The 23,162-nt window shown below is 62.4% G+C and carries 25 protein-coding genes and 1 tRNA gene; 16 read left to right on the top strand and 10 right to left on the bottom strand.

The window, feature by feature from the left end:
• Positions 1-32: 32 nt before the first annotated feature.
• A complete protein-coding gene (locus HMPREF9695_RS12765) occupies positions 33-530 on the top strand; it encodes a cyclic nucleotide-binding domain-containing protein (RefSeq protein ID WP_006021258.1) in 498 nt (165 codons plus the stop codon).
• On the opposite strand, the gene HMPREF9695_RS12760 is transcribed toward HMPREF9695_RS12765, so the two are convergent.
• On the bottom strand, positions 457-1,296 hold the full coding sequence (locus HMPREF9695_RS12760; RefSeq protein WP_006021257.1) for a metallophosphoesterase family protein: 840 nt from the start codon (positions 1,294-1,296) through the stop codon (positions 457-459). The genes HMPREF9695_RS12765 and HMPREF9695_RS12760 overlap by 74 nt on opposite strands.
• Before the next feature lie 338 nt (positions 1,297-1,634).
• On the opposite strand from HMPREF9695_RS12760, the gene HMPREF9695_RS12755 reads away from it, so the two are divergent.
• The 3 genes from HMPREF9695_RS12755 to HMPREF9695_RS12745 all read left to right on the top strand — a co-directional run bounded on the left by HMPREF9695_RS12755 (position 1,635) and on the right by HMPREF9695_RS12745 (position 2,439).
• Positions 1,635-1,721: transfer RNA gene (locus HMPREF9695_RS12755), tRNA-Leu, on the top strand.
• Between the two features lie 47 nt (positions 1,722-1,768).
• On the top strand, positions 1,769-2,176 hold the full coding sequence (locus HMPREF9695_RS12750) for a hypothetical protein (RefSeq protein WP_006021256.1): 408 nt from the start codon (positions 1,769-1,771) through the stop codon (positions 2,174-2,176).
• Positions 2,177-2,229: 53 nt separating this feature from the next.
• Positions 2,230-2,439, top strand: a complete 210-nt coding sequence (locus HMPREF9695_RS12745) for a hypothetical protein (RefSeq protein ID WP_006021255.1) — start codon at positions 2,230-2,232, stop codon at positions 2,437-2,439.
• 26 nt (positions 2,440-2,465) lie between these two features.
• Here HMPREF9695_RS12745 and HMPREF9695_RS12740 read toward each other — a convergent pair whose 3' ends face one another.
• Positions 2,466-4,061, bottom strand: coding sequence for a glycosyltransferase family 39 protein (locus tag HMPREF9695_RS12740; protein WP_245258776.1), 1,596 nt, complete (start codon positions 4,059-4,061; stop codon positions 2,466-2,468).
• Positions 4,062-4,300: 239 nt separating this feature from the next.
• On the opposite strand from HMPREF9695_RS12740, the gene HMPREF9695_RS12735 reads away from it, so the two are divergent.
• Positions 4,301-4,702 carry a hypothetical protein gene (locus HMPREF9695_RS12735; RefSeq protein WP_245258775.1) on the top strand — a complete coding sequence of 134 codons (402 nt, stop codon included), beginning with the start codon at positions 4,301-4,303 and terminating at the stop codon, positions 4,700-4,702.
• Positions 4,703-4,724: 22 nt separating this feature from the next.
• Here the strand turns inward: HMPREF9695_RS12735 and HMPREF9695_RS12730 are convergent, their stop codons facing one another.
• Together HMPREF9695_RS12730 and HMPREF9695_RS12725 are read right to left on the bottom strand one after the other, a co-directional pair.
• A complete protein-coding gene (locus HMPREF9695_RS12730; protein ID WP_006021252.1) occupies positions 4,725-5,918 on the bottom strand; it encodes an FAD-dependent monooxygenase in 1,194 nt (397 codons plus the stop codon).
• A 7-nt stretch (positions 5,919-5,925) separates the two neighbouring features.
• On the bottom strand, positions 5,926-6,171 hold the full coding sequence (locus HMPREF9695_RS12725; protein ID WP_006021251.1) for a zinc-finger domain-containing protein: 246 nt from the start codon (positions 6,169-6,171) through the stop codon (positions 5,926-5,928).
• A gap of 288 nt (positions 6,172-6,459) precedes the next feature.
• Here HMPREF9695_RS12725 and HMPREF9695_RS12720 point away from each other — a divergent pair, with 288 nt between their 5' ends.
• The 4 genes from HMPREF9695_RS12720 (at position 6,460) to HMPREF9695_RS12705 (ending at position 9,815) form a co-directional block, all read left to right on the top strand.
• Entirely contained in the window at positions 6,460-7,572 is a 1,113-nt protein-coding gene (locus HMPREF9695_RS12720; RefSeq protein WP_006021250.1) for a hypothetical protein, read from the top strand.
• A gap of 198 nt (positions 7,573-7,770) precedes the next feature.
• A complete protein-coding gene (locus HMPREF9695_RS12715; RefSeq protein WP_006021249.1) occupies positions 7,771-8,523 on the top strand; it encodes an alpha/beta fold hydrolase in 753 nt (250 codons plus the stop codon).
• Positions 8,524-8,671: 148 nt separating this feature from the next.
• On the top strand, positions 8,672-9,496 hold the full coding sequence (cysE, locus tag HMPREF9695_RS12710; RefSeq protein ID WP_006021248.1) for a serine O-acetyltransferase: 825 nt from the start codon (positions 8,672-8,674) through the stop codon (positions 9,494-9,496).
• Positions 9,497-9,596: 100 nt separating this feature from the next.
• Positions 9,597-9,815 carry a DUF3126 family protein gene (locus HMPREF9695_RS12705; RefSeq protein WP_006021247.1) on the top strand — a complete coding sequence of 73 codons (219 nt, stop codon included), beginning with the start codon at positions 9,597-9,599 and terminating at the stop codon, positions 9,813-9,815.
• Positions 9,816-9,822: 7 nt separating this feature from the next.
• Here HMPREF9695_RS12705 and HMPREF9695_RS12700 read toward each other — a convergent pair whose 3' ends face one another.
• Positions 9,823-10,536, bottom strand: coding sequence for a hypothetical protein (locus HMPREF9695_RS12700; RefSeq protein ID WP_041712317.1), 714 nt, complete (start codon positions 10,534-10,536; stop codon positions 9,823-9,825).
• A gap of 283 nt (positions 10,537-10,819) precedes the next feature.
• Here HMPREF9695_RS12700 and HMPREF9695_RS12695 point away from each other — a divergent pair, with 283 nt between their 5' ends.
• The 3 genes from HMPREF9695_RS12695 to HMPREF9695_RS12685 all read left to right on the top strand — a co-directional run bounded on the left by HMPREF9695_RS12695 (position 10,820) and on the right by HMPREF9695_RS12685 (position 12,791).
• On the top strand, positions 10,820-11,149 hold the full coding sequence (locus HMPREF9695_RS12695; protein ID WP_006021245.1) for a DUF6949 family protein: 330 nt from the start codon (positions 10,820-10,822) through the stop codon (positions 11,147-11,149).
• 103 nt (positions 11,150-11,252) lie between these two features.
• Positions 11,253-11,783: a gamma carbonic anhydrase family protein gene (locus HMPREF9695_RS12690; protein WP_006021244.1), complete on the top strand. Its 531-nt coding sequence runs from the start codon at positions 11,253-11,255 to the stop codon at positions 11,781-11,783.
• 195 nt (positions 11,784-11,978) lie between these two features.
• A complete protein-coding gene (locus HMPREF9695_RS12685) occupies positions 11,979-12,791 on the top strand; it encodes a class I SAM-dependent methyltransferase (RefSeq protein ID WP_006021243.1) in 813 nt (270 codons plus the stop codon).
• Positions 12,792-13,416: 625 nt separating this feature from the next.
• Here HMPREF9695_RS12685 and HMPREF9695_RS12675 read toward each other — a convergent pair.
• The 4 genes from HMPREF9695_RS12675 to HMPREF9695_RS12660 all read right to left on the bottom strand — a co-directional run bounded on the left by HMPREF9695_RS12675 (position 13,417) and on the right by HMPREF9695_RS12660 (position 16,089).
• The gene (locus HMPREF9695_RS12675) at positions 13,417-13,641 is read right to left on the bottom strand and encodes a hypothetical protein (RefSeq protein ID WP_006021242.1); all 225 of its coding nucleotides are present in this window, start codon (positions 13,639-13,641) and stop codon (positions 13,417-13,419) included.
• 226 nt (positions 13,642-13,867) lie between these two features.
• Complete coding sequence (locus HMPREF9695_RS12670; protein ID WP_006021241.1) at positions 13,868-14,488, bottom strand: transglutaminase-like cysteine peptidase; 621 nt, start codon at positions 14,486-14,488, stop codon at positions 13,868-13,870.
• 331 nt (positions 14,489-14,819) lie between these two features.
• Positions 14,820-15,434 carry a PilZ domain-containing protein gene (locus HMPREF9695_RS12665; RefSeq protein ID WP_024919058.1) on the bottom strand — a complete coding sequence of 205 codons (615 nt, stop codon included), beginning with the start codon at positions 15,432-15,434 and terminating at the stop codon, positions 14,820-14,822.
• Positions 15,435-15,522: 88 nt separating this feature from the next.
• The gene (locus HMPREF9695_RS12660) at positions 15,523-16,089 is read right to left on the bottom strand and encodes a PAS domain-containing protein (RefSeq protein ID WP_006021238.1); all 567 of its coding nucleotides are present in this window, start codon (positions 16,087-16,089) and stop codon (positions 15,523-15,525) included.
• A 532-nt stretch (positions 16,090-16,621) separates the two neighbouring features.
• Between HMPREF9695_RS12660 and HMPREF9695_RS12655 the strand changes: the two genes are divergently transcribed.
• Entirely contained in the window at positions 16,622-17,341 is a 720-nt protein-coding gene (locus HMPREF9695_RS12655) for a rhomboid family intramembrane serine protease (RefSeq protein ID WP_041712767.1), read from the top strand.
• 204 nt (positions 17,342-17,545) lie between these two features.
• On the top strand, positions 17,546-17,974 hold the full coding sequence (locus HMPREF9695_RS12650) for a CBS domain-containing protein (protein WP_006021236.1): 429 nt from the start codon (positions 17,546-17,548) through the stop codon (positions 17,972-17,974).
• A 122-nt stretch (positions 17,975-18,096) separates the two neighbouring features.
• Here the strand turns inward: HMPREF9695_RS12650 and HMPREF9695_RS12645 are convergent, their stop codons facing one another.
• Positions 18,097-19,137, bottom strand: coding sequence for a patatin-like phospholipase family protein (locus HMPREF9695_RS12645; RefSeq protein WP_024919061.1), 1,041 nt, complete (start codon positions 19,135-19,137; stop codon positions 18,097-18,099).
• A gap of 239 nt (positions 19,138-19,376) precedes the next feature.
• Between HMPREF9695_RS12645 and HMPREF9695_RS12640 the strand changes: the two genes are divergently transcribed.
• Both HMPREF9695_RS12640 and HMPREF9695_RS12635 read left to right on the top strand, forming a co-directional pair.
• Positions 19,377-20,462: a hypothetical protein gene (locus HMPREF9695_RS12640; RefSeq protein WP_244434386.1), complete on the top strand. Its 1,086-nt coding sequence runs from the start codon at positions 19,377-19,379 to the stop codon at positions 20,460-20,462.
• Between the two features lie 180 nt (positions 20,463-20,642).
• Positions 20,643-23,114: a putative bifunctional diguanylate cyclase/phosphodiesterase gene (locus tag HMPREF9695_RS12635; protein ID WP_006021233.1), complete on the top strand. Its 2,472-nt coding sequence runs from the start codon at positions 20,643-20,645 to the stop codon at positions 23,112-23,114.
• The last annotated feature ends 48 nt before the right edge of the window (positions 23,115-23,162 follow it).

The following is a 23,162-nucleotide window of genomic DNA, read 5'->3' as shown; positions in this document are numbered from 1 at the left end:
TTAGCCTTGCTGCGATCGGGATGGAGACCGGAATGCGCGCGGTTCTTGAACATTGCGTTGGAGGGCAGGAAACGTCGCTTCCTGCCGATGCGCTGCTGATCCGGGAAGGAGAGACCACCGGGCGGCTCTATGTTCTGCTGAGCGGCCGGCTCAATGTTCTGAAGGGCGAAACGGTGGTCGCCACCGTCACCCAGCCTGGCGCCATCCTCGGCGAAATGTCGGTGCTGCTGGGCCAGCCGCATACCGCGACGGTGCGCGCCACGGTGGCCTCGAAAGTTTATCAGTTCGATGACGCCGCTGCGTTCCTGCGGGCACAACCTGCGGTCGCGCTTCTTGTCGCGCAGCTTCTTGCGCACAGGCTCAATGCGGCGACAACGTATCTCGCCGACATCAAGCGGCAGTATGCCGACCACGACAATCATCTGTCGATGGTCGGCGATGTGCTTGAAAGTCTGGTCAACCTGTCTCCGGATGCGTCGTCGCCGGGATCGGACCGCCAGCCTGAGCCGCTGCCTGACTCCCGGCTATAAGCCATTCCGGAAATGCTTCGACGGTGTCCGCGGGCCGCCGCAGCGGCTTGCCGAGGTCGATCGACTGTTCGCCTGCCGCCGAAAACCAGTAGGCCCTGTTGCTGTCCAGATCGAGCACGATGTGCGCGGGCGTCGGTCCGAATTGTTGCCCCATATTGAAGACCCATGTATCGCCGATCCGGTCGAACCAGGAGCCGTCCTTGACGAACGGTGACTGGTGCACATGGCCCGACAGCACGATGTCCGGCCTGTAGCTCTCGATCCACTGCACAAGCTCCGCATCGCCGAAGGTGCGCGCGCCGCCCCAGCTTGTCGGCGAGTTCGCGGCCGGCGCGTGATGAATCCAGATCCAGCGGCCGCGATGCGCGGCGGCGGCTTCCTCGAGCTGCATGCCGATCTGCTCCTTGACGCGCGGGCCATCCCACCACGGGCAGACCGTGAAGAAGGTATCGCCGATGGTCAGGCTCTCGCCGTCATGGGCAATGCCGAGATTGCCGAGATCGCCGATCCAGCGCGAGATTCGCTCGCCGGCCTCGTCGCGTTCGTCGAGATCGTGATTGCCCGAGCAGAGAATCACGCGCGTCTTGCTGGCGAGACGTTCGAGATATTTCCGCACGACGACGATCTGGGCGCGGAAATCGACAATCGATCCGATGTCGAGCGCATCGCCTGCGATGATCACCACATCGAACCGCGGCGCGATGCTGAGCACCCAGTCGAACTGCGGCAGGGCGTAATGCAGGTCGGCAACCACGAGGCAGCGCATGACGAATCACACCCCTAAATTCCAGTTCGCGAAAGCTCCTGAAGGCGCTGTTCGCGACGATCCGTCCGGCCCGGCATTTGTACCGTCAAACGCGAGCCGTGCAAATCGGCGGTGTGAAATTCGGTAGGTCTTTTCGCCGCACGACATGCGATTGAGGCCTGCCATGCCTATGTTTTTTGCATTCGCGCGCGCCGGAGCGGCGTTGCGGAGAGCGTTTCAGAGCGCTCGATCATCGATTCCGGGTGCCCGGATTCCGGCGATATTGTCCCCGGCACGCGCGTTTTGCGTCACAAACCGGGCTTTCAGCCGCACCCCGCGCGATGTTACAACCCGCGCGCGCGGACGTGGCGGAATTGGTAGACGCAAGGGACTTAAAATCCCTCGATGGCAACGTCGTGCGGGTTCGATTCCCGCCGTCCGCACCAGCACATAAGATTACCGCTCCGTCGAAGCGATATTGCAGGATACGAACGTGTTTTTCAGAACTGCCGTACGCGCATTGCTTGCCTCTGTAATATTTGCCCCGACTCTTTTTATCCCAATGATCGCCCGCGGTCAGGGAAGTGAATGGCCGGCGGCGCTGGTCTGTCAGGCGAGCGTGCAATCCTATTTCAACCTGCCGCAACCACCGCGCCAGATCGATGAAAGTTTCGGCTGGCTGATTTTCAGAAGTTCGCTGGGCGGCGTTTATGACTGCAAGGTGTGGGGCAGCTCCGTTTCGCTGAAATGGAAAAGTCACAACGGCACCATGAGCAACAGCAGGACTGAGGTCGACGCGAATGGTCCGGTGCTGACGGTTCGGCCGGGCGGAACGGGACAGTGGCGATTTCGCCGCATTGCTGACGGATATGGTTTGTTAAACGAGGGCAGGCACCGTTAAATGTGCCGGGGGGAATCTATCTGACCTCCTGACCGCCGATCGAAGGACTGACAATGGTGGACAAGCAAGCCCTGCGCGAAGAGACCGAACGGCTGGTGCGCGAGGCGATGGAACGCAAGGCTCTCGTGGTCAAGCAGGGCAACACGCGCTTCGAGGCCACCTGCGGCAAGTGCGGCAAGGCCAACCGCGTCACCGCGGAGAAGGGCACCAAGCGCGCGGCGTTCACCTGCAAGGAATGTGGCCACAAGCAGGAAACGCTCTGACGCCGCTACGCTGTGCAGCCCTTCTGCTAGAAGGGCGCGCGCCGGCTGGAGCTGAAATCCTCTACGGGCCGCTCTTCGTGCAGCGGTGACGGCGGTGGCGCAGGGCGCCCGGCCTGCGGCGGCACCATCAATGCGATCACTTGCGCTTCCACGCCGGGAACGCCCCACAGCCTGCTTTGAATGGTGAACGCGATGCGCCGGCCGCTTGGCGCGGTATCATGGACCTGCTGAAGCCAGGACAGGCACGCGCCCTCGTCCGAGAAGCACATCGCGGCCCAGCCGTTCTGAAGCGCGCGTTTCGGGATCGGCCATTGATCCTGAAGACGGAACGGCCGGCTGTAGGCCGGATGCATCGGGCTGTAGAAAGCCATCGCGAAAGCGAGCGGGTCGCTTCCGCTGATCCGCTTCAGCGGCATGTCATAGGTGTCTTCCCATCGCTTCGTCAGTTCATTGGCCGCCAGACTTAGAAAATTCCGGCGCATTTCGAACGGATGCGTGTTGCGATAGGAGGCGTAGAACGGCGCGGCGGCGATTGCGCCGAAGCACAGCGCGATGACGGCCACTGTCAGGTTGACGGTGTCGAAACGATCGATGCTGAAGCGCGTGCAGCACACTGCGATGATCGCGGCGAAGAACAACCCTTGGAGATTCCAAAGCGGCGGCAGATCGGTGACAAGGATGATCGCGACAATGGCCGGCAGGATGATTGTTGCCGCGAAAATGATGGCGAGCAGCACGAGCCCGGAATCGAGCTGGCGCAGATTGGCGGCGAAATTTCGCAGGTCGGCCCGGATCATGAGCAAGAGAGCGACTGCCGGAATGGCGAGATAGCCGACAATTCCGGCGAAGAACATCGCGACTTCCCAGAGCATGCCGGAGAACGTCCAGCCGGAATGTTCGCTTATCGCGTACTGGAACGGCATCGCGCCTGTGGTCGCGAGCCAATGCAGGTGTGGTGCGAGCGCGATCAGTCCCGCAATGGTGGATACCCAAGGCGCCTTTGAGGTGAGATAGGCCCGCCGCTGCGGGTGCGCGATCGCTGCGACGATAAAGCCGGCGATCAGGAAGACGGAGTAATACTTGCCGAGCATCGCAACGGCGCACAGCACGCCGGTCGCCACCGACCAGAGCAGCGCCCGCGTCTCGAACGAGCGCAGGAAGCAGTACGTCGCGAGCGGCCAGACCGCCAGCAGCACGGTGTTGGCGTTAAACCGCTGCGCATGAAACTGATAGGCCGGCAGCAGCATCAGCAGAAGAATGACGATGGCCCGTTTGTCGCCGCGCACATATCGCCGTGCGATCAGGTCGACCGCCCAGAGCGCGACGGCGGCGTTGACCATCGCGAGCAGTTGAAGCGACCAGTCGGTTGTCGGGAAAATCAGGGTCCATGCATGGGTGAACCAGCCCATCAGCGGCGGATGTTTTCCGCTGCCCCAAGACAGTGTGCGGCCGACCGACCAGGCTTCGAGAACGTCCGGATGCAGGTCGCCCGCGATATAGGCGATGCTGAAATACAGCATCCAGACCGCAACAAACGCCGCGAGCAGGGCGGGGATGGCCCATTCCTTCTCGATCCCGTCCAGCCATACGTGGAAAGGCCTGCGCCACGGGGCAACAGCCACCGGCGTCGCCGACAGAGGGGATGAGGGAATCTGCACGTGTTGACCAATGAATGAATTATCAAGCCATAGCTGATAGTTATGAATAACTAATGCTACAAGCGCCTTGATTCATACGCGTCTGGAATTCATCAAGATGGCCGCACTTTACCGGTGCGGCGGCCGCCAACGCCCACCACAAATTCAACATGAAGACCCGCAACACGACCCCGATGAGACAACAGACGCGGATGACTGAAGCCATGAGCAACATATGGGCGCGACGGCAGCCGGGCGGCGTTTCACGCATGGCCGTCCTTGGCGCGGTTGCGATGGGCCTCGGCGCTTGCGCGAGCCCGGGCGAGGGAGGCTTCGGGTCGAGTGTGTTTCTCGATCCGGCCAAGTACGAACTCTACAATTGCCAGCAGCTCGTCTCCACCCGCAGGGACGTGAACAATCGCGTGGTCGAACTGGAAGGGCTGATGGCGAAAGCGGAGACCGGAGCAGGCGGAGCGCTGGTTTCGGGACTTGCGTATCAGACGGATTATCGCGCCCAGCGCGCCCAGCGCGACGATCTCGATGCGAGAATAGCACGCGACAATTGCAGCGCCGAGGTTGCCAAGCCCGCAGCAGCTCCGGCTGCGCCGCCCAAACGCAAGCGCTGATCTTTGCCGCTTCGCCGGCGCATCACGACATGCGCCAGTCGTAGATCCAGTCCTGCTGAGACAGCAGCCGCGATCCGCCCAGCACCCTGATGACCTGATCGCGCGCGAAGCCGACCGGCCCGCCGAGATGATACCTCTGGCCGTTCTTGCGCGCCGTGCGCTGCGCCCGCGTCACGCGCGGCGCGCGCAGGCGGGCGTATTGGGCGAACGCCGCCGTTGGATTGGTCGGCGAGCTTTCAAGGCATTTCGCGATCACCGCGGCATCCTCGATCGCCATGCCGGCGCCCTGCGCGGCGAACGGCAGCATCGCGTGCGAGGCGTCGCCCAGCAATGCAATCGGTCCCTTGTTCCAGGCGCCGCCGTCCCGCATGGCGAACAGCGCCCATTTGCGCCAGCCGTCGACCGCGCCGATCATCATGCGCGCGGCGATCGGCCATCGCGGCGCTGAGAACTGATTGGCGATCTCGACCACATCGCCGGGCTCGCTCCAGCCCGGCCTGTTCCACTTGCCCGAGATGATCGCGACGACGTTGATGCGCTTGCCGCCCGACATCGGATAGGCGACCAGATGCGCGTTCGTACCCATCCAGAGCTGCACGCGCTGCGTGTTGAAGCCGCGCGGCAACTGCGTCGCGTCCACCGTGCCGCGCCATGCGATGCTGCCGGTGAACTGCGGCTGAGCTTCGGGGAAAATCTGATGCCGCACGCTGGACCAGACGCCGTCGGCGCCGATCAGCGCCAGTGCCTGCTCCTGCTGCCGCGCCGTGCCCCGCCGCTGAACGACGGTGACGCCTTTCGGATAGACGGCGACGTCCTCGAACTGTGCGCCGAGCCGCAGGTCGATATCGGGATGGCTCGTGACCCTCGCCACCAGCGCGGCCTGAAGGTCGGCCCGGCGGACGATCCAGTACGGCGCGCCGTAGCGGAATGTGGCGGCTTCGCCGAGCGGAATCCGGCCGATCTCCTTGCCGGTGCGGGCGGTCATGATGCTGATCGAGTCGGGTGCGATCACATGCGGCGCGAGCGCGGGCTCAAGACCGAGATCGATCAGGATGCGGCTGGCATTCGGAGAAAGCTGGAGGCCCGCGCCGGCTTCCTGAAGCTTTTCTGCACGCTCAAGAATGATGACGCGGAAGCCGCGCGCGGCCAGCGCCAGCGCAGCCGTCAGTCCCCCAATACCCGCACCAGCGACAACGATGGTGCGCGAATCGGCCACAGGCTTTTTAGGCGACCTTGTCTTTCAGCACGCATTCGGGCGGGCGGGCTTCGCCGGCCTTCAGATCGGTGGCGTAGCGGTACAGCGTCGAGCAGTACGGGCAGATGATTTCGTTGTCGTCGCCGAGATCGAGGAAGACGTGGGGATGATCGAACGGGGGATTCGCACCCACGCACATGAACTCCCGAGAGCCGATTTCGATGATGGCCACGCCCGCATCGTTATGAAAGTGAGGGACGACGTGATCCGCCATAACAATCCTACCCCAATCCTAGTCTGGTGCGTCTTTGCCCATACCCCAGCACGCACAGCGACGACGCAGTCGCTGCCTTGCAGCATACCGAGCGATACAGCTTATTCCTAGATTGCGGCATCGGATTCGTCCAATTCGCCGCAGAAGTCAGCATGTGAATTCGACACAATCCTGCCGCCTTGGGAAAGCCCTTCTTTCGTTGGGGAGGTTGTGTCCGAAAAACGGCACACCATGTCATCGGCCAGTCATGGTCTCGAACCGGCGGGACATTCAGGGGTTATTGTCCGTATGAAGGGTTTCTGGCGCATCGGTTTGACCCTCGCGGGCGCGGCTGCTTCTGCGGCGGCATTTGCCGCGCTGTGGCCCCATGCGCGCGAGGCCTCCGCCCTGCTGCTGGCTCAGGACGACCCGGCCCAGTTGTCGGACATCCAGGTCAATTCCGCCTTGCGAACGAATGCCGCGGCCATCGGGCAGGGCGCCGCGCAGGCGCTCGCGGACAACGACGCCGATCTGGCCAAAAGCTTCACCGATCTGGCGCAGGACAGGGGCGTCGCGCTGCCGTCCGGATTGGCGGCGAGGGTCGATGCCGCGGTCACTGACGAGAATTCCACCGCCAGTACGGCGCGGCGCTTTGCCACCGGCTTCGTGACCGGCGAGGCGGACGATGTGGCGAGCCTCTCCGGCACGGTCGCCGGCGACCTGTTCGTGTTCGGCGACATCCGCGATGTGGTGCGCGAGGGCAAGCGGCTTGCGACGGGCGAGAACGCCGATCAGTTGGTGCTCGGGCTGGCGAGCGTCGGCCTGTTGGTAACGGCGGCGACATACGTTTCGGCCGGTGGCGCGACGCCGGTGCGTGCCGGGCTGTCGATGGTGAAGGACGCGCGCAAGGTGGGCCGGCTCGGCGCGGGCCTCACCGAATGGGCGGGGCGCTCTGCGCGCGGCGTGGTCGATGCGCCGATGCTGCAACAGGCGGTCGCGACCGCATCGATCGCGCGTCCCGGCCAGACCATCAGCGCGGTGAAGGCCGCGTTCAAGGCGGAGAAGGCGGGCGCTCTGGTTCGTCTCGCCAAGGATGTCGGCCGCGTCAGCGAGAAGGCGGGCACCAAAGGCGCGCTCGACGTGCTGCGCATCGCCGACGGGCCGAAGGATGTCGCGCGCGCTGCAAAGCTCGCGGAATCCAAAGGCAGCCAGACCCGCGCCCTTGTGAAAATTCTCGGCCGCGGCGCGCTGCTGCTGACCGCCGGCGCATTCAATCTGGCGTGGTGGGTGTTTGCCGCATTGCTGGCGCTGTTCGGATTTATCACCTCGATCAAGGCGACGACCGAAAGGCTGACGCTGTCATGGATTCAACGCTCCAAACTCAAACGCGCGCGGCGCGAGCTTGCTGAGGCTCAGTTGTAACGCCTCGTCATTGCGAGCGAAGCGAAGCAATCCACTCCAATCTACTCTTATAAAACAAGGCTGGATTGCTTCGTCGCAAGTGCTCCTCGCAATGACGAAGCAGTAGACTGGCCTTGTTGGCTGCATCCGGGTAAACTTCACGCCTCGCATCGCGGGCCGCTCCGGCCACATCACTTCCCACGAACATTGGACGACAAGATGCCGAGTTTTAAAAACGGCTCCGTTGAGCTTTCGTACCTCGATGAAGGAGAGGGCGATCCGATCGTCCTCGTGCACGGCTTTGCGTCGAGCAAGAATGTGAACTGGGCCTATCCCGGATGGACGTCGACACTGACCAAGGCGGGACGCCGTGTCATCGCGCTCGATCTGCGCGGGCATGGTGAGTCCACCAAGCTGTACGACTCCGAGGACTATCACATCGGCACCATGGCCGGTGACGTGCGCGCGCTGATGGATCATCTGAACATCGAACGCGCCGATATGATGGGTTACTCGATGGGAGGACGCATCACCGCCTATCTCGGCCAGCGCAGTCCGGAGCGCCTGCGCAACATTATCCTCGGCGGCATCGGCATGGGTTTGATCGAAGGGGGCGGGCCGGGTGAGAACGTCGCCTCGGCGCTGGAAGCGGCATCGCTCGACGACGTCACCGATCCGGTCGGCCGGACGTTTCGTGCGTTTGCAGATCAGACCCGCTCGGATCGGAGGGCGCTTGCGGCGTGCCTGCGCGGTAGCCGGCGGCTGATGACACGCGACGAAGCGGCCGCGATTGCCGTTCCGACGCTGATCGCAGTGGGCACGACCGACGACATCGCAGGCTCGGCGTCCCGGCTTGCGGAAGTCATTCCGGGGTCGCAAGTGCTTGATATTCCAAATCGCGATCACATGCGCGCGGTGGGCGATCGCGTCTATAAGGACGGCGTTCTGGAGTTCCTGGCTAAACGGCCATGACATGCATCTGTGACGGGGAGATGTAGGTAATTATTCTACGGAGGCGGGAGATAATTATTCCAACGTCAACCTTGGCAACTGTTGCGGCCTTTCAACTTCCCATTATGTGGTAATATCTCCTCAACGCTCATCAGCCGGACCCTTGATCATGGCCAAGCCTCAACTTGATACAAAGTCGGCCCTTTCGACCGTCGATCCGGTCTGGACCCGCATCCGTGCCGAGGCTGAAGAGATTGTGCAGCGCGAGCCGGAACTCGCGACGTTCATCTATTCAACCGTGTTGCATCACGACCGGCTCGAGGATGCGGTGGTGCATCGTATCGCCGAGCGTCTCGATCATTCGGCGCTGTCCGGCGACCTGATCCGTCAGGCCTACAATGATGCACTCGAGGCCGAGCCTGATCTCGGCAACGCATTCCGTGCAGATCTCGTTGCAGTGTTCGATCGCGATCCGGCGACATCGCGCTTCATCGATCCGCTGCTCTACTTCAAGGGCTTCCATGCCCTTCAGGCGCATCGTCTCGCGCACTGGCTCTACAACAACAGCCGCAAGGATTTCGCCTATTACATCCAGAGCCGCGCGTCGGCGGAATTCCAGACCGACATCAATCCGGCTGCGAAGATCGGCCGCGGCATCTTCCTCGATCACGCCACCGGTCTGGTGGTCGGCGAGACCGCGGTGATCGAAGACAACGTGTCGATCCTGCATGGTGTCACTCTCGGCGGCACCGGCAAGGAGAACGAGGATCGTCATCCGAAAATCCGCCACGGCGTGATGATCGGCGCGGGCGCCAAGATCCTCGGCAACATCGAGATCGGACATTGCGCGCGCATCGCAGCGGGTTCGGTGGTGGTGAAGCCGGTTCCGAACAACGTCACCGTTGCGGGCGTGCCGGCGAAGATCGTCGGCGAGGCCGGATGCGCCGAGCCGTCGCGCACCATGAACCAGATGCTCAACGCCTTCGGCAACTGATCCAAGCTGGTTGCGATTTATCGCGGCGCAGGCCTAGCGGTCTGCGCCGGATCGTTTTAAAGCTATCGCCAACAATCATTGTTCAGTTGGAGAAACGCCCGTGGACGTTACGGAAGTCAGAAAGCTCGACGCCTATCTCAAGCGGCTGTTCGGCAATCAGAAAATTCGCGTCGTGCCGCGCCCGAAGAAGGACGACTCGGCCGAGGTCTATATCGGCGAGGAGTTCATCGGCGTGCTGTTCGTCGATGACGAGGACGATGACCGGTCCTATCAGTTCCAGATGGCGATCCTCGAAACCGATATCGAGGAAGAGGTCTGATCACGCGCTAGCCGTGCGGCTTGCGCATCCTGATGATGATCTGATCCATCGCGCCCGCAACGTCGCGCCATTTCGACAGCCAGCCGCGCGGAAAGCGGAACGTCAAATCCGCTCCTTCGATACGGCGCTCGGCAAGACACATGCCGGGCGTTTTCGCATCGCGGGTGCAGCGCGCGATGATCTGAGGCGATGAGGCGTAAACCAGATCCTCGTTCGCGTAAGGCGTGTTGTCGCGGAACGGCCGGATACTCAGCCCGTCCTGAATGCTTCCGGCATTCTGATCGAGATAGCGCGGGTAGATCGTCCGCGTCCGCTCGTCCGGCGAGAGCGCATCGTGATGCGCCGCGATCGACAGGAAGATGCGGTCGATCTCGGGCAGATTGTCCTCGACAGTTTCCGCGCTCACAGGCTGCCGCGCCTCGGGCGCTTCAAGCGACGGATAGGCGAAGTTGAGATCGACGCGTTCCTGCGGGCCGGTCCGCTTCTGCACCTTCACGCGGATCGCCTGGGTCGGCACGTTGAACAGCGTGTTGCCGATGCTGATCGGCAGGCGCGACGGATCGCCGGCCTTCTCGACACCCCAGGTCGGCCACAGAAGATAAGCCACCACTCCGACCGCGCAGCCGCCGATCACACCCATGATCAGGAATGGCACAAAGTGTCCGCGCTGGGCGCGCCGCGCGGGAGCCGGTCGGGGCGTTGCCGAAGAATACAGAGCCATGAGCAGAAGACAGACGTTCCAGGAGGTGGCTCGCCATGCGAGCGCCGAATCGCGGCGATTATGCCATGCGCCGGGTGATTTCCTCCCGGGTTCCGTGCGGGCGGACCCTGTCCGAGCCATGCGTCCGGGGCCGAACGCCACCGCGCTGTTAACCTTTCTTTAAGGATAAAGTAGCGAGCACGGCGGCATTTTGCGAAGCCTAGGGACGAGCCAGCCGGCACTGCGGATCGCATGACACCGGTGTGTGCATCGAATTGTTCTCGTGCGTTGTGAGTCCCGACGGATGTCGCCTGAAGCCCTCAATTCCTTCTTCGCCATTTTCATTGGATTTGCGCTTGCGGGGGCGCTGACCAGCGGCTTTCAGGCTTTCATGGAAAAGCCCCCCGGTTTCGGATTGCTGATGCAGGAGGCGAGCGCGAAGGCTTTCGCCGCCGTGCCGTTTCTGGTGTTCGCGGCACCCTTCATCATCATGCGCAATACCGTGCGCGGCCGCACGATCGAAGGCCGACGGGTTCAGTTCGTCGCGATGGCCACCGTCATCGCCGGGTTCTGGAGCATGATGTCCGGCACGTTCGTCCTGATGCTGCTGGAAACCGCCGGCATCATCGCCTGATTTCCAGCACTTCCCACACTCGCCAGACCCTGTTCATTCATGGCATGGTCGCTCCGGATTTTCCGCGCTCGATCTGAAGCGCGTTACTGGAGACGACAAGAGAATGGCGATCTACGAGCTTGACGGGCGCGCGCCCGAACTTCCTGCCGACGGACAATACTTCATCGCCGAGACCGCGACGGTGATCGGCAACGTGCGCCTGAAGACCAACGCCAGCGTCTGGTTCGGCTCGGTGCTGCGCGGTGACAACGAACTGATCGAGATCGGCGAAGGCTCCAATGTGCAGGACAACTGTACTTTTCACACCGATCCCGGATTCCCGCTGACCATCGGCAGGAACTGCACCATCGGCCACAACGTCATCCTGCACGGCTGCACCATCGAGGATGGCGCGCTGATCGGCATGGGCGCGATCATCATGAACGGTGCGCGGATCGGCAAGGGCTGCATCGTGGGCGCGGGGTCTGTGATTACCGAAGGCAAGACATTCGAGGATCGTGCGCTCGTGATCGGCGCACCGGCACGTGCGATCAAGACACTGACGCCTGAGCAGGTCACCGCCATGACCTACGGCGCGCCGCACTACGTGCACAACGGCAAGCGCTTCAAGGCCGGGCTGAAGAAGATCGGGTGAGGATGCGCGGCTGCAGGAGCTGATGCCTATAACTTCAGCACCGTGAGCTGCGCGATCTCCGACGGCGCTGAACCATTGCGGGACCGGATCGAAGAATATCGGTGAGCAGAGGCGCTGTTTGCGCTATAAGCACCGGCATTATTTTACGGCGATTGATTTTTGCAGTTGTTCTTCAACCGTTGCAGCGGGGATGCAATGCATTCAGCTTTCAAGGAATTTGAGCACGACGCCTGGCAGACCGTTGTCGATGACTATGACGCCTCGTTCAGCCGTCTCACCCAACAGTCGATACCTGCGATCCTCGACATTTTGCAGGTGAAGCCCGGTACGACCCTGCTGGATGTCGCGTGCGGGCCGGGCTATCTCGCCGCCGCCGCGCAGCGGCTGGGCGCCAAGGCGAGCGGTATCGATTTCTCGGCGCCGATGGTGGAGCGGGCGCGCGCATTTCATCCGGATATTGCTTTTACGGAGGGCGATGCTGAGAGTCTGGAGTCCTATGCCGACAACAGCTTCGATGCCGTCGCGATGCTCTTCGGCATTTTGCATCTGGACCGGCCAGAACATGCGCTGAAGGCCATGCACCGGGTATTGAAACCGGGCGGCAGGCTGGCGTTCACGGCGTGGGGGGCACAGCCAACAGTGCCCGGATTTGCCATTCCCATACAGGCGATCCAGTTGCTGGGCGACCCCGATGTCCAGCTTCCTCCCGGTCCGCCGTTCTTTTACTACAGCGACCCGGCCAACTGCCACGATGCGCTGACCCGGTGCGGCTATCGCGACATCGGCACCAAGATCGTCGATCAAACGTGGGTCTTCAATTCCCCGGACGAATTCTTTCAGGCGCTTCTCAAGGGGACTGCGCGCACGGGCGGCATGCTCAAGCTGCAATCGCCCGGACGGCTGGCGTCGATCAAGGCCGACATCTGCTCGTCTGCGAGCGCTTATCTCAACAACGGGAAGGTCGTTTTGCCGATGCCCGCTCATCTGGTCTGGGCGATCAAGCCCTGAACGCTACGAGTTGCGGCCGGGACTCGCGGCTTGTGCGGCTTTTGGTTTCTGCGCGGCTCGCGCGGTATCATCGCGCATCAGGCCTTTTGCATCCGCCACAAGCTTTGCGGCCGTGCGCCTGCTCGCGCATTTGAGGACGCTTTGCTCCTCTGACTGAACGATAAAATCTCGTCCGTCCCTGATGATCGCGTATCGCACCATGTGGCCGATCCCCGTGTTCACCGTCGCTTGTAGAGAAAAAAGCGCGCGCCGTCGGCAAACATGTGGCGTTATACCCGGCGCCGTGGCCGATGGTTTCCGGATGATTAAGCGAAACGAACAGCGCGCTTATTCTCGCAATGTTCGGAGCGGTCCACGCCGTCCGGCTCGTTCTGGAACTCCACCCCGGAGGATTGGACTAAAAGCTGAGCACGACGCGCTGCCTTTCGCGCGCGGAGCGATTATATTGAAGTTGTTGTCAACAACCGAAAGGAGGTGGTCCAGTGTCTATAACCAAGCGCTGTCACCTCGCTGAGGCCGCCCGCTAAGCCATCATGGCTTCGGACAGGGCGGTCTTTCCGCCTGGTTCAGCGAGATTAGGGAAGGGCGCGTCCGGAAACCCGGCGCGCCCTTCTTGCTGTGCGCCTTAGCCCACAAGCAAAAGGATCGCGCCGACCGCGCGCATCGCGAGACCGGGCCATGTCTCTTTCAGGCGGAATCCGGCAGCGGGCTCGGATGGCTCCAGGGTGGGTTCTGGCGTCGCCGCAGGCGTTCGTCTGACAGAACTGAGCCGCGCCCGAAACATCGGCTGCGCCGCCAGGAATATCAGGCCGCCGAACATCAACAGTGCGCCAAACAGAAGGCTCAGCATCCTCGCCTCCGAGGCTTGCCACTGGGAGTCAAACCCGCGCCGGCGACTTGGTTCCGGTGAGGCGGCGTCGCGGGTGGTCTGGAAAAAGTTGCGGCCAGCCTTGGGGGAGGCTGGCCGCGCACGATCCGGTCTGGGACGGGGAGGGGTGGGGATACGACCGGAGCGTGGATTCCTATGACTTCAAGTATTCATTTTTGAGCATGACGTTTCGATCATGCTCCAAATCTCAGCGTGAACTTGCGGTGGCGACGGCTGGACGCGAGTCTCCGAGCGACACCCAGGCCTGCGCATCGGTCTGCGACTGACGCTTGACGAAGCGGTAGCCAGTCTCGGTCCACGACACGACGTCCTCGTTCTGGTTGTCGAGGATGAACTCGCCCTTGTCGGACTTGACGGTCAGCACCGCGTGGCCTTCGCCCTTCTTGTCGCGCACCACCGTGATCAGCAGCGCTTCGCGCGGCCATCCGGCGTCGATCAGCATCTTGCGCTTGAGCAGGACATAGTCCTCGCAGTCGCCATATCCGTCGGTGGGATACGACCACTTCTCGATGACGCCCCAGTGATCCATGTCGGTCATCGGCTTGATGGTCTCGTTGACCCAGCGATTGACCCTCAGCAGATCCTTCCACGCCGCCTGCGTCATCACGATGTCGCGGGCCTGCGTCGCACCGCCCCGGCAATCACCGGGATTCTCGGCGCAGAATTCGACCCAGCCGATCGGCGCACGTGTGGTGTCGCCCAGGCTGGCATAAAGTACGCGTTCGCCTGCGGCATGCGCCGCAACCGTCATCCCCAACAGGCTGGCGGCAACCGCCAGGCCGACTCCCCGTCCACGAATTGAAAACATTGTGGCCCCCGTTTTTCTTGTTGGGACCACTTTTCACACAAAGGATTTTCGCCACGGCTAAGTCGTCGAAGTACAATTGAGACGAATACAAGTAAAAGCTGCGGATAAATCGATCTATACTTGAATAAAATGAGCCTAAAATTTGAAATACTTGGATTTGATTCAAATTTTATCTATCCACGATCAGGCAATTGATATTGCTGATGATTTTGATGTGGCGCGGGCGCGGCCCGATCTCCCGGCAAGCGCCCAAAATGCTTCAGGGCGATACCCGGATGTGGGGTATCGCCCTGAGAAGGCTCAAAATCAGAGATTTGGTAACCGCAGCGCTTTACTGGGCGCTTACGTTGTCTTCGACAGTCTCGGGAAGCTGCGGGTGAACGAACTCGATCGCGAAGCCTTCCTCGAGGTGGCGGACGACCCGGGCATGCACGCGGCCGAGGGTGACCGGCTCGCCGACCAGCGGCTTGATCTCGGCGGCAAGGGCCGCACCGGACAGTGAAAGGTCCATGATCCGGCAGGCGATGGCGCGGCCGTCGCCGAATTTGAGCACGGACATCGGATTGCGCGGCACGATGCGGTCGTGGCGGCGGTCTTCCGGCAGATTGAGGATCTGGCGGTTGGCAAGCCAGGTGAGCTGGGCGGCGAGCTTGTCGCGTTTGCGGGGCGTCGCGCCGACCGTCATCGCAAAGCCGTTGTCGAGCAGGCGGGTGATCTTGCCTTCGACGCGGCCGATATGATCGAGATAGGCCACCACGCGCTCACCGACATTGCCGATGCCGGGCGCCAGCATGGCGAGGCCGCCGGGAGACATATTGATGACCTGGCATGGAAATTCGCGCCGGTCCGCCAGCATGTAGCGGCCAAGCAAATGTACTTTCACGCGCTGAAAGCGTCGCCGCTCCTGAGCGGACGGACGGATCGATTGTCTTTGCACCAACGCCATCATCACACCGGTCGACCGGTTTTTCGGTATGATGAACCTTACGGCGCTCACGGTTAACGATGTGTTAGCCCTAACGAAGTGCGCTGTCTTAGCGAATGCCTTCGTACACGGTGAGGCCGCGGATTAGCGACCACGTCCGGAGCGCACGCGGTCCGCGCCGGTCTTGCTTCAAATGACGCCAGGAGGTGAGGCTGAAGTCTTTCAGACTGCCATAGGCCTGCAACTCCCCGACGGGACTGAGCGGCGCAAGCAGCCCGGTCATGCTGATCGGCGCGTGCGAGCGGGCGCTGAACGGCAGCAGCAGCAGTTCGAGATGGATGCGCGTTCCATCCGGCGCCAGCGAGGTCGCGCCGGCGATGGTCGCCTGGGTTTCGTGGGCCACAATTCCGAGAATGTCCTGCATCTCTCCGCGGTCGGCCTCACGGAACAGGCTGAGGACGCTTCGCCCCTTCAGATCGGCGCCGAACAGGGCGCACATCCGGGTTCCAGCCACCCGGAACGGGTAGCCGGCGGAGGCATCGCAGGACAGTACGAAAATGTCGCCAAGCAGATGCCGGACATGGCCGGGTTCCAGATCGCCCCGCTCGGGAGCGGCCGCGCTGGCGCGCTTCCTGTCCCAGTAGGCGTAGAATTCCTGGCTTGCTGGATGCTTCATGACCCGATTCCGCCCCGCTGACGACGATGGCGGGACAGATTTGTCCCGCTTTCAGGCGCCGCGAGGCCCCTTCTTGTTGTGCGGGACTTGAGGTGCAGCGTCCATGCCGGAGCGGGGATTTGGCTTTCTCCCAGCCGGATTTGCGTTGTTAAGATTAATTTAACTATGAGCTTCGTGGAAACGCGCAGGGCGGTTAGTGTCCAGCCACTCCAAGTTGCCGGTCTTCTCCAGGGATCGGCGGTTGTGAACTCAAGGTTGAATACAGGCGGCGGAAAACGATCTGGTCATTGTACGGGGAGGGGTGGGGATACCCGGAGCGTGAAGCGCTCTTACCCGGACAGTCCGTACAGGAAGACCGGCGAGACCAGGGGAGGGCCTTAAAGCCCTCCCTTTTTCTTTTCCGGACCGGCCCTTGTGCTTGCACCGCACCGCCAAAGCCGCCTATCTCAGAAGCTGGCCCCGCTTCGGACATTGTGTGCCCTTGAACTCTCCTGAATCGCCCCGCGAACCGATCCTGACCATTCCGTTCGGGATGACGGCTATCCTCGTCATCATGGCTGCGATCCATGGCGTGCGCGCCCTGCTGCCGCTCGCCACCGATCAGGAGGTGATCTGGACTTTCGGCTTCGTGCCCGCGCGCTACGACGCATCGGTGCTGGCCGGGCAGTTTCCCGGCGGTGTCGGCGCCGAGATCTGGACATTCCTGACCTACGCCTTCCTGCATGCGGACATCACCCACATCGCATTCAACATGTTGTGGATGCTCCCGTTCGGCAGCGCGGTCGCGCGCCGCTTCGGCACGGTGCGGTTCTTTGCATTCTTCGCCGTGACCGCGATTGCCGGCGCGTTCGCGCATCTGGTGACGCATCAGCATGAGGTTGCGCCGATGATCGGTGCATCCGCCGCCGTGTCCGGCATGATGGCCGCAGCCATCCGCTTCGCCTTCCAGCACGGAAGCTTCCTGTCGTTCCGGCGCGGCGATGCGGAAGCTGCGGCGCGCGTACCCGCACTTTCGCTGGTGCGGTCGTTGCAGAACTCGAGTGTGCTTGGATTCCTCGCCGTCTGGTTCGGCCTCAATATCATCACGGGCCTCGGCGCGATCGCCATCGGCGCGTCGGCACAGAGCATCGCGTGGCAGGCGCATATCGGCGGCTTCATCGCCGGTCTGGTGTTGTTTTCATTGTTCGACCCGGTGCCGCGCGCGATTGTGCAGGACAACAATGCTGGCGTTTTGCCGCCTGCGTCAGACTGACCCGTGCCTGTTGCTTCTGGCTGACCTGCGCAATACCTGCAGTCTTGCGAGCAGGTGGTATTTGCTCCATCATCGCCATCGACGACGCTGGAGGCGCGAGAAACAAATCAGACGATACGTTGTTTGACTCGACAGCAGAATTGAAAGCCGCGCCGCGCACGACGTCAACGCGCAATCCCGCGGCCGGAGTTTCGGGAGGCTATAATGACGGTTCGGGCAATTCTGGGTACCAAAGGCCACCAGGTGATCAGCGTGTCGCCGGAAACCAAGCTTTCGGCGGCGATCAAGATTCTCTCCGAGCGCCGCATCGGCGCCGTCCTGGTGATGAGCGGCCAGAAAATCGACGGCATCCTCTCAGAGCGCGACGTGGTGCGCGTGCTTGGCGAGCGCGGCGCAGGCGTTCTCGAAGAGCCGGTTCGCAGCGTGATGACGCCGAAGGTCATCACCTGCCGGGAAACCGACACTGTCGGCGCGATCATGGAAGTCATGACGTCCGGAAAATTCCGGCATCTGCCCGTGGTCGAGAACGACAGGATCGTCGGTCTGATTTCGATCGGCGACGTCGTGAAGTGGCGTGTCGCGGAATTCGAGCGCGAGCAGGAAGCGCTGCACGACTACATCAAGACGGCGTAGGTCATACGCGTTATCAGTCTGGCTGATGGAAGCACCTCGTCATTGCGAGGAGCGAAGCGACGAAGCAATCCATCTGATGTGATGACTGGATTGCTTCGCTTCGCTCGCAATGACGACAATCGTCAGGGCTGCGTTGGTTGAGCCGTGCCCGGCGTCTGGTTCGCCGTCGGGGTGAGCAGGTTGATCGCTTCCTGAATCGATTCGATGTTGCGCTCAGCCGCGCGCACGCCGTGGTTGATGATTTCCTCGGCGCGGTGGAAATCGAACCATCCAACCTTGCCGACGCGCGGCGAGATCAGAACATCCGGCGGGTCGCCCGCGAGGCGCGAGCGCGTGATGCGATCCTGCATGATGTTGAAGGCCTCCACCATCACCGTCGAAATCCCCGGACGTCCGGCGCTGCCGAAGAATTCGCGCTTCACGGTTTTTTCGGCCGAGAAGAATTTTCCGAAGCCGCGCTTCTCCGGCGCTGCCGGCTCGGTTGGCGGCTCGGGCTCGGCATCGACCCTGCCATGCGCGGAGATGATGGTTCCGTGTCCGAACACGTCGGTCGAGACATTGCAGGCGATGACGATTTCCGCGCCGAGCGCGCGGGCCGCCGACACTGGCACCGGATTGACCAGCGCGCCATCCACCAGCCAGCGATCGCCGATCAGAACCGGCTCGAAAATGCCGGGCAGGGCGTAGGACGCGCGCACCGCGTCGACCAGCTTTCCGTTGGTGATCCAGATTTCGTGGCCCGTATTCACCTCGGTGGAAACCGCAGCGAACTTCAGCGGCAGTTCGTCGATGTAGGTGGCGCCGAACGATGCTTCGAGCTGGGCCGCGAGCTTGCTGCCGCCGATCAGACCGGAGCCGTTGAGCCGGATGTCGAGATAGCTGAAGATATTGCGCGGCATCAGGCCCCGGGCCCAGGTCTCCAGCGTGTCGAGGTGTCCTGCGGCATAGGAGCCGCCGACAACGGCGCCGATGGACGTTCCGACCACGATGTCCGGGACAATTCCGTGAGCGAGAAGCGTTCGCAGAATGCCGATATGAGCGAACCCGCGTGCTGCGCCGCCGCCGAGCGCGAGCCCGATCGTCGGCTTTCTGATGACTGGCGCTCCCAGCTCCATCTTGTTCCTTGCGCCGTTCTGTCGAAATCCAATCAAACTCTCAAGCAACGCATGTCTCCTGGGGGCTGATAACAGCGAATCGGTCGCCTTTGACCGGATTCGGCCATCAGAACGCGAAATGGGTGTGATTGTGTCGGGGACACGCGTCTCGCGTAATCAGGAAATGTGACTGTAGCGCGGCCTGTCCTCGCGCAGAAGGCGTTATTCTCCTCAAGGGAGCCCCGGAAGGGTAGTCAAGCACGTTGTCAGGCTTGAATTTGCCTCGTTTTCGGTGAAAAACCTCCGCCATGACAGCCCCCGGACACCGCCGCAGGATAGCCGTGCGCGCCGCGCGCACCGGCTCGCCTGATGCTTTGCGTCGTTACGCACTGGCATCGGTGTGCGGGCTGGCGTGGCTGGTGGTGCTCGTCGCTCCGCAGCCCGCGGCTGCTCAGTTCATTGGCGATGCGCCGCCCCCAATTCCTCCGGCCAATGTTCCCATCGCGCCCACGCCGTCGGGGCCGGCGATCAGTCTTGCGCCGCCGTCCGGCCCAGCCGCGACGCCGGGATTGCCGGCAACCCTCACTCAGCCGCCGGTCACCACGGCCGCTCCGCCGCAGCCCGCGGCGACGCCCTCGCAAGGCGTGCTCGCATTGAATGCGCGGTTCGGAAAAGACCTGCCCGCCGTCAGCAGCGGTGTGATCTGGCGCGTCTATTCCGACAAGCCGGACGCCAGCGGCGCTTTTCAGCTTGTCCGCGAAGATCGCAGCCCGACGCCGAACATCGTGCTCGCGCCCGGCGGATATGTCGTTCACGCCTCGCTCGGTCTGGTGAGCGCGGTCCGTCCGGTCACGCTGCGCAACGATACGGTGCGTGAACAGTTCGATCTGCCCGCCGGCGGCCTGCGCATCGAGGGCCGCGTCGGCACCACCAAGATCCCGCAGGGTCAGATCACGTTCTCGATCTACAAGGGCAGCCAGTTCGAAGTCGGCGAGCGTGCACCGCTCGCGCAGAACGTCGCCGCGGGCGATGTGTTGCTGGTACCGGAGGGCACCTACTACATCATCTCGAACTACGGCGACGCGAACTCTGTGGTGCGTTCGGACATTCGCGTGCAGGCGGGCAAGTTGACCGATGTCACCGTGACCCATCGCGCGGCGGTCATCACGCTGAAGCTCGTGAGCGACAGGGGCGGCGAAGCGCTCGCCAACACCGCGTGGTCGGTCATCACGCCCGCCGGTGACGTCATCAAGGAATACAACGGCGCCTTTCCAAAGGTGATCCTTTCGGAAGGCGAATATCGCGTGATCGCGAAGAACGAAGGCAAGGTGTTCGAGCGCCCGTTCAACGTGAGCAACGGCGTCGACGGTGAAGTCGAAGTCGTTGCCCGGTAATGACGCTGTTGCAAAACCGTCATAGTCTCTAAGGCGCACTAACCATCAGACGACTTAGAACTTTCACAAATCACACATCCGCTGCATCGGCCCGCATTGTTTACGCAGCATTAATTGCGCCCGCATTGGATACCGGCCGCTGACACGACAGAAAGCCGTGTCGATGGGGTGGGGTGCGTTGTGGTTGCCATCGCGAAATCGAAGAAGACTTCAGATCCGGAATTGTTCAGCGACGTTTCGGTCCTGCGCCGCAAGTGGCAGGCAGCTCTCAAGCCCGGAAAAGATCTGCCGTTCTTCGAAGACGTGATGCTCGGCAGCCTTGGGCGCCTGGCCGATCATGTCATGCTCATCAAGGATGAGACCGCGCAGTTCAAGGTTTCCCGCGCCGGACGCTACGTCGAGCAGTGGCTTGAAACCGAAGTTTGGGATACGGCGCTCGATGCGTTTCCGCCGGACTGCGCGATGGTCCTGAGCGAGGCGGTGGCGAATGCACGGCGCAGCCGCAAGCCCCATCTGGCGGCGGCTCATTGCGTCCGCGACGGCCTCGTCCAGATTTACGATATCCTCGCGCTTCCGGTCGCCTCGCGCTGGGGCGGCACCATGACCAGCATCTACGTCAATCAGCGCGGCGCTCAGTACAGTCTGCTCGACGCAGTCTTCTCCGCCGCTGACGACGGTATCCTGTCGCTGGCGACAATCCGCGATGCGGATGGCCAGCCCGCGGATTTCCAGATCGTCCATCTCAATCAGGGGACGGCGCGCCTGCTCAAGCTGCCGCCGGACGAATTGCGCTGGCACCGGCTGAGCGCCGGAACGCACGCTTTATGTTCGCCGCAGGTTTTCCAGCGGCTCTGCGCTGCCGTCAAAGGCGGGGTGAGTGAACAGTTTGAAGTGAGCGATCACGACAGCACGCTGAAGATCAGCGCAGCGCCCGTCGGCGATCTGCTGTCGCTCTCGCTGACCGATGTCACCGACCTCAAGCGCCGCGAACAGTCGTTCCGTCTGCTGTTCGACAGCAATCCGATGCCGATGTGGGTGTTCGACGTCGAAACCCGGAGATTCCGCAACGTGAACGACGCGGCCATCAGCCATTATGGCTATGACCGCGACCGGTTTCTCTCGATGGAATTGCAGGACCTCTGGCCCAAGGACGAATGGGAGGAGCATTCCCGCGCACTGGTCGGCGTCGGTGAGGTTTACAACTCGGGCCGCAACTGGCGGCATCTGAAAGCCGACGGCAGCGAGATCGAGGTGCTGACATTCGGGCGCCGCGTGTCGTTCGAGGGGCGTGACAGCTTTCTGGTCTCGGCGGTCGATATTACCGAGCGGCGGAAGGCGGAAGCCCGCATCGCCTATATGGCGCACCACGACGGACTGACGAATCTCGCCAACCGCGTGATGTTCCAGGAGCGCCTGCGGCACGATCTGGAGCGCAGCCGTCAGGTCAACAAATGCGTGGCTGTGCTCTGCATCGATCTCGATTTGTTCAAGAACGTCAACGATTCCTTCGGTCATCACACCGGCGACAAGCTGCTGACGCTGGTGGCCGAACGTCTTGCGGCGGATGCGCGCCAGGACAATCTGGTAGCCAGACTCGGCGGCGATGAGTTCGCGATGATCCTCGGGGGCGACCTGTCGCCGAACGAGGTCAGCGCGCGTGCGATCCAGATCATCGAGACCCTGAGCGAGCCTTATCAGATCGACGGCCTTGAAGCTGTGATCGGCGCCAGCATCGGAATCGCGATCTCTCCGGGCGACGGCGACACCGGTGAAGAGCTGCTGCGCAACGCCGACATGGCGCTGTACCGCGCGAAGTCGGAAGGCGGCGGCGTGCATCATTTCTTCGAGAAGGAAATGGACCGTCGCGCGCAAACGCGCCGCGACATGGAGATCGACCTGCGCCGCGCGCTGGCGACCGGCGAATTCCAGCTTCACTATCAGCCGCTGGTCGATCTGGCGCAGGACCGCATCGTCGCATTCGAGGCGCTGCTGCGCTGGCATCATCCGGTGAAGGGGATGGTTTCGCCCGCCGACTTTATCCCCGTCGCCGAGGACATCGGCCTGATCGTTCCGCTCGGCGAGTGGGTGCTGCGCGAGGCCTGCATGCAGGCGGCGGCGTGGCCATCCGATATCAAGGTCGCCGTCAACCTGTCACCGGCGCAATTCCGCAGCCGCAGCCTCACGCAGACCGTGTTCAGCGCGCTTGCGCAGTCGGGCCTGTCGCCGCTGCGGCTGGAACTCGAAATCACCGAGTCGATCTTCCTGGCGGACAGCGAGGCCAATCTCGCGACGCTGCACCAGTTGCGCGATTTCGGCGTCCGCATCTCGATGGACGATTTCGGCACCGGCTATTCCAGCCTGAGTTACCTGCGCAGCTTTCCGTTCGACAAGATCAAGATCGATCGCTCGTTCGTGCGCGACCTTGCGGAGCGGCCGGACTGCGCCGCCATCGTCAGGGCGATTTCGAGCCTCGGCCGCAGCCTCAACATTTCAACGACCGCCGAAGGCGTCGAGACGATGGATCAGCTCGACAGATTGCGCGATGAAGGTTGCACGGAAGTGCAGGGTTTCCTGTTCAGCGCCGCGCGTCCGGCGTCGGAGATCGCCGCACTGCTTGGGAAGTTCGGAGACCACGCGACAAAGGCGGCGTGAGAAAATTAACCCGCTCATTCCCGCGAACGCGGGAATCCAGCACTCGAC

It is taken from the genome of Afipia broomeae ATCC 49717, from assembly GCF_000314675.2.
GTDB lineage: Bacteria > Pseudomonadota > Alphaproteobacteria > Rhizobiales > Xanthobacteraceae > Afipia > Afipia broomeae.
Note: the sequence above shows the minus strand (reverse complement) of the source record. Positions and strands in the feature narration are given on the sequence as shown.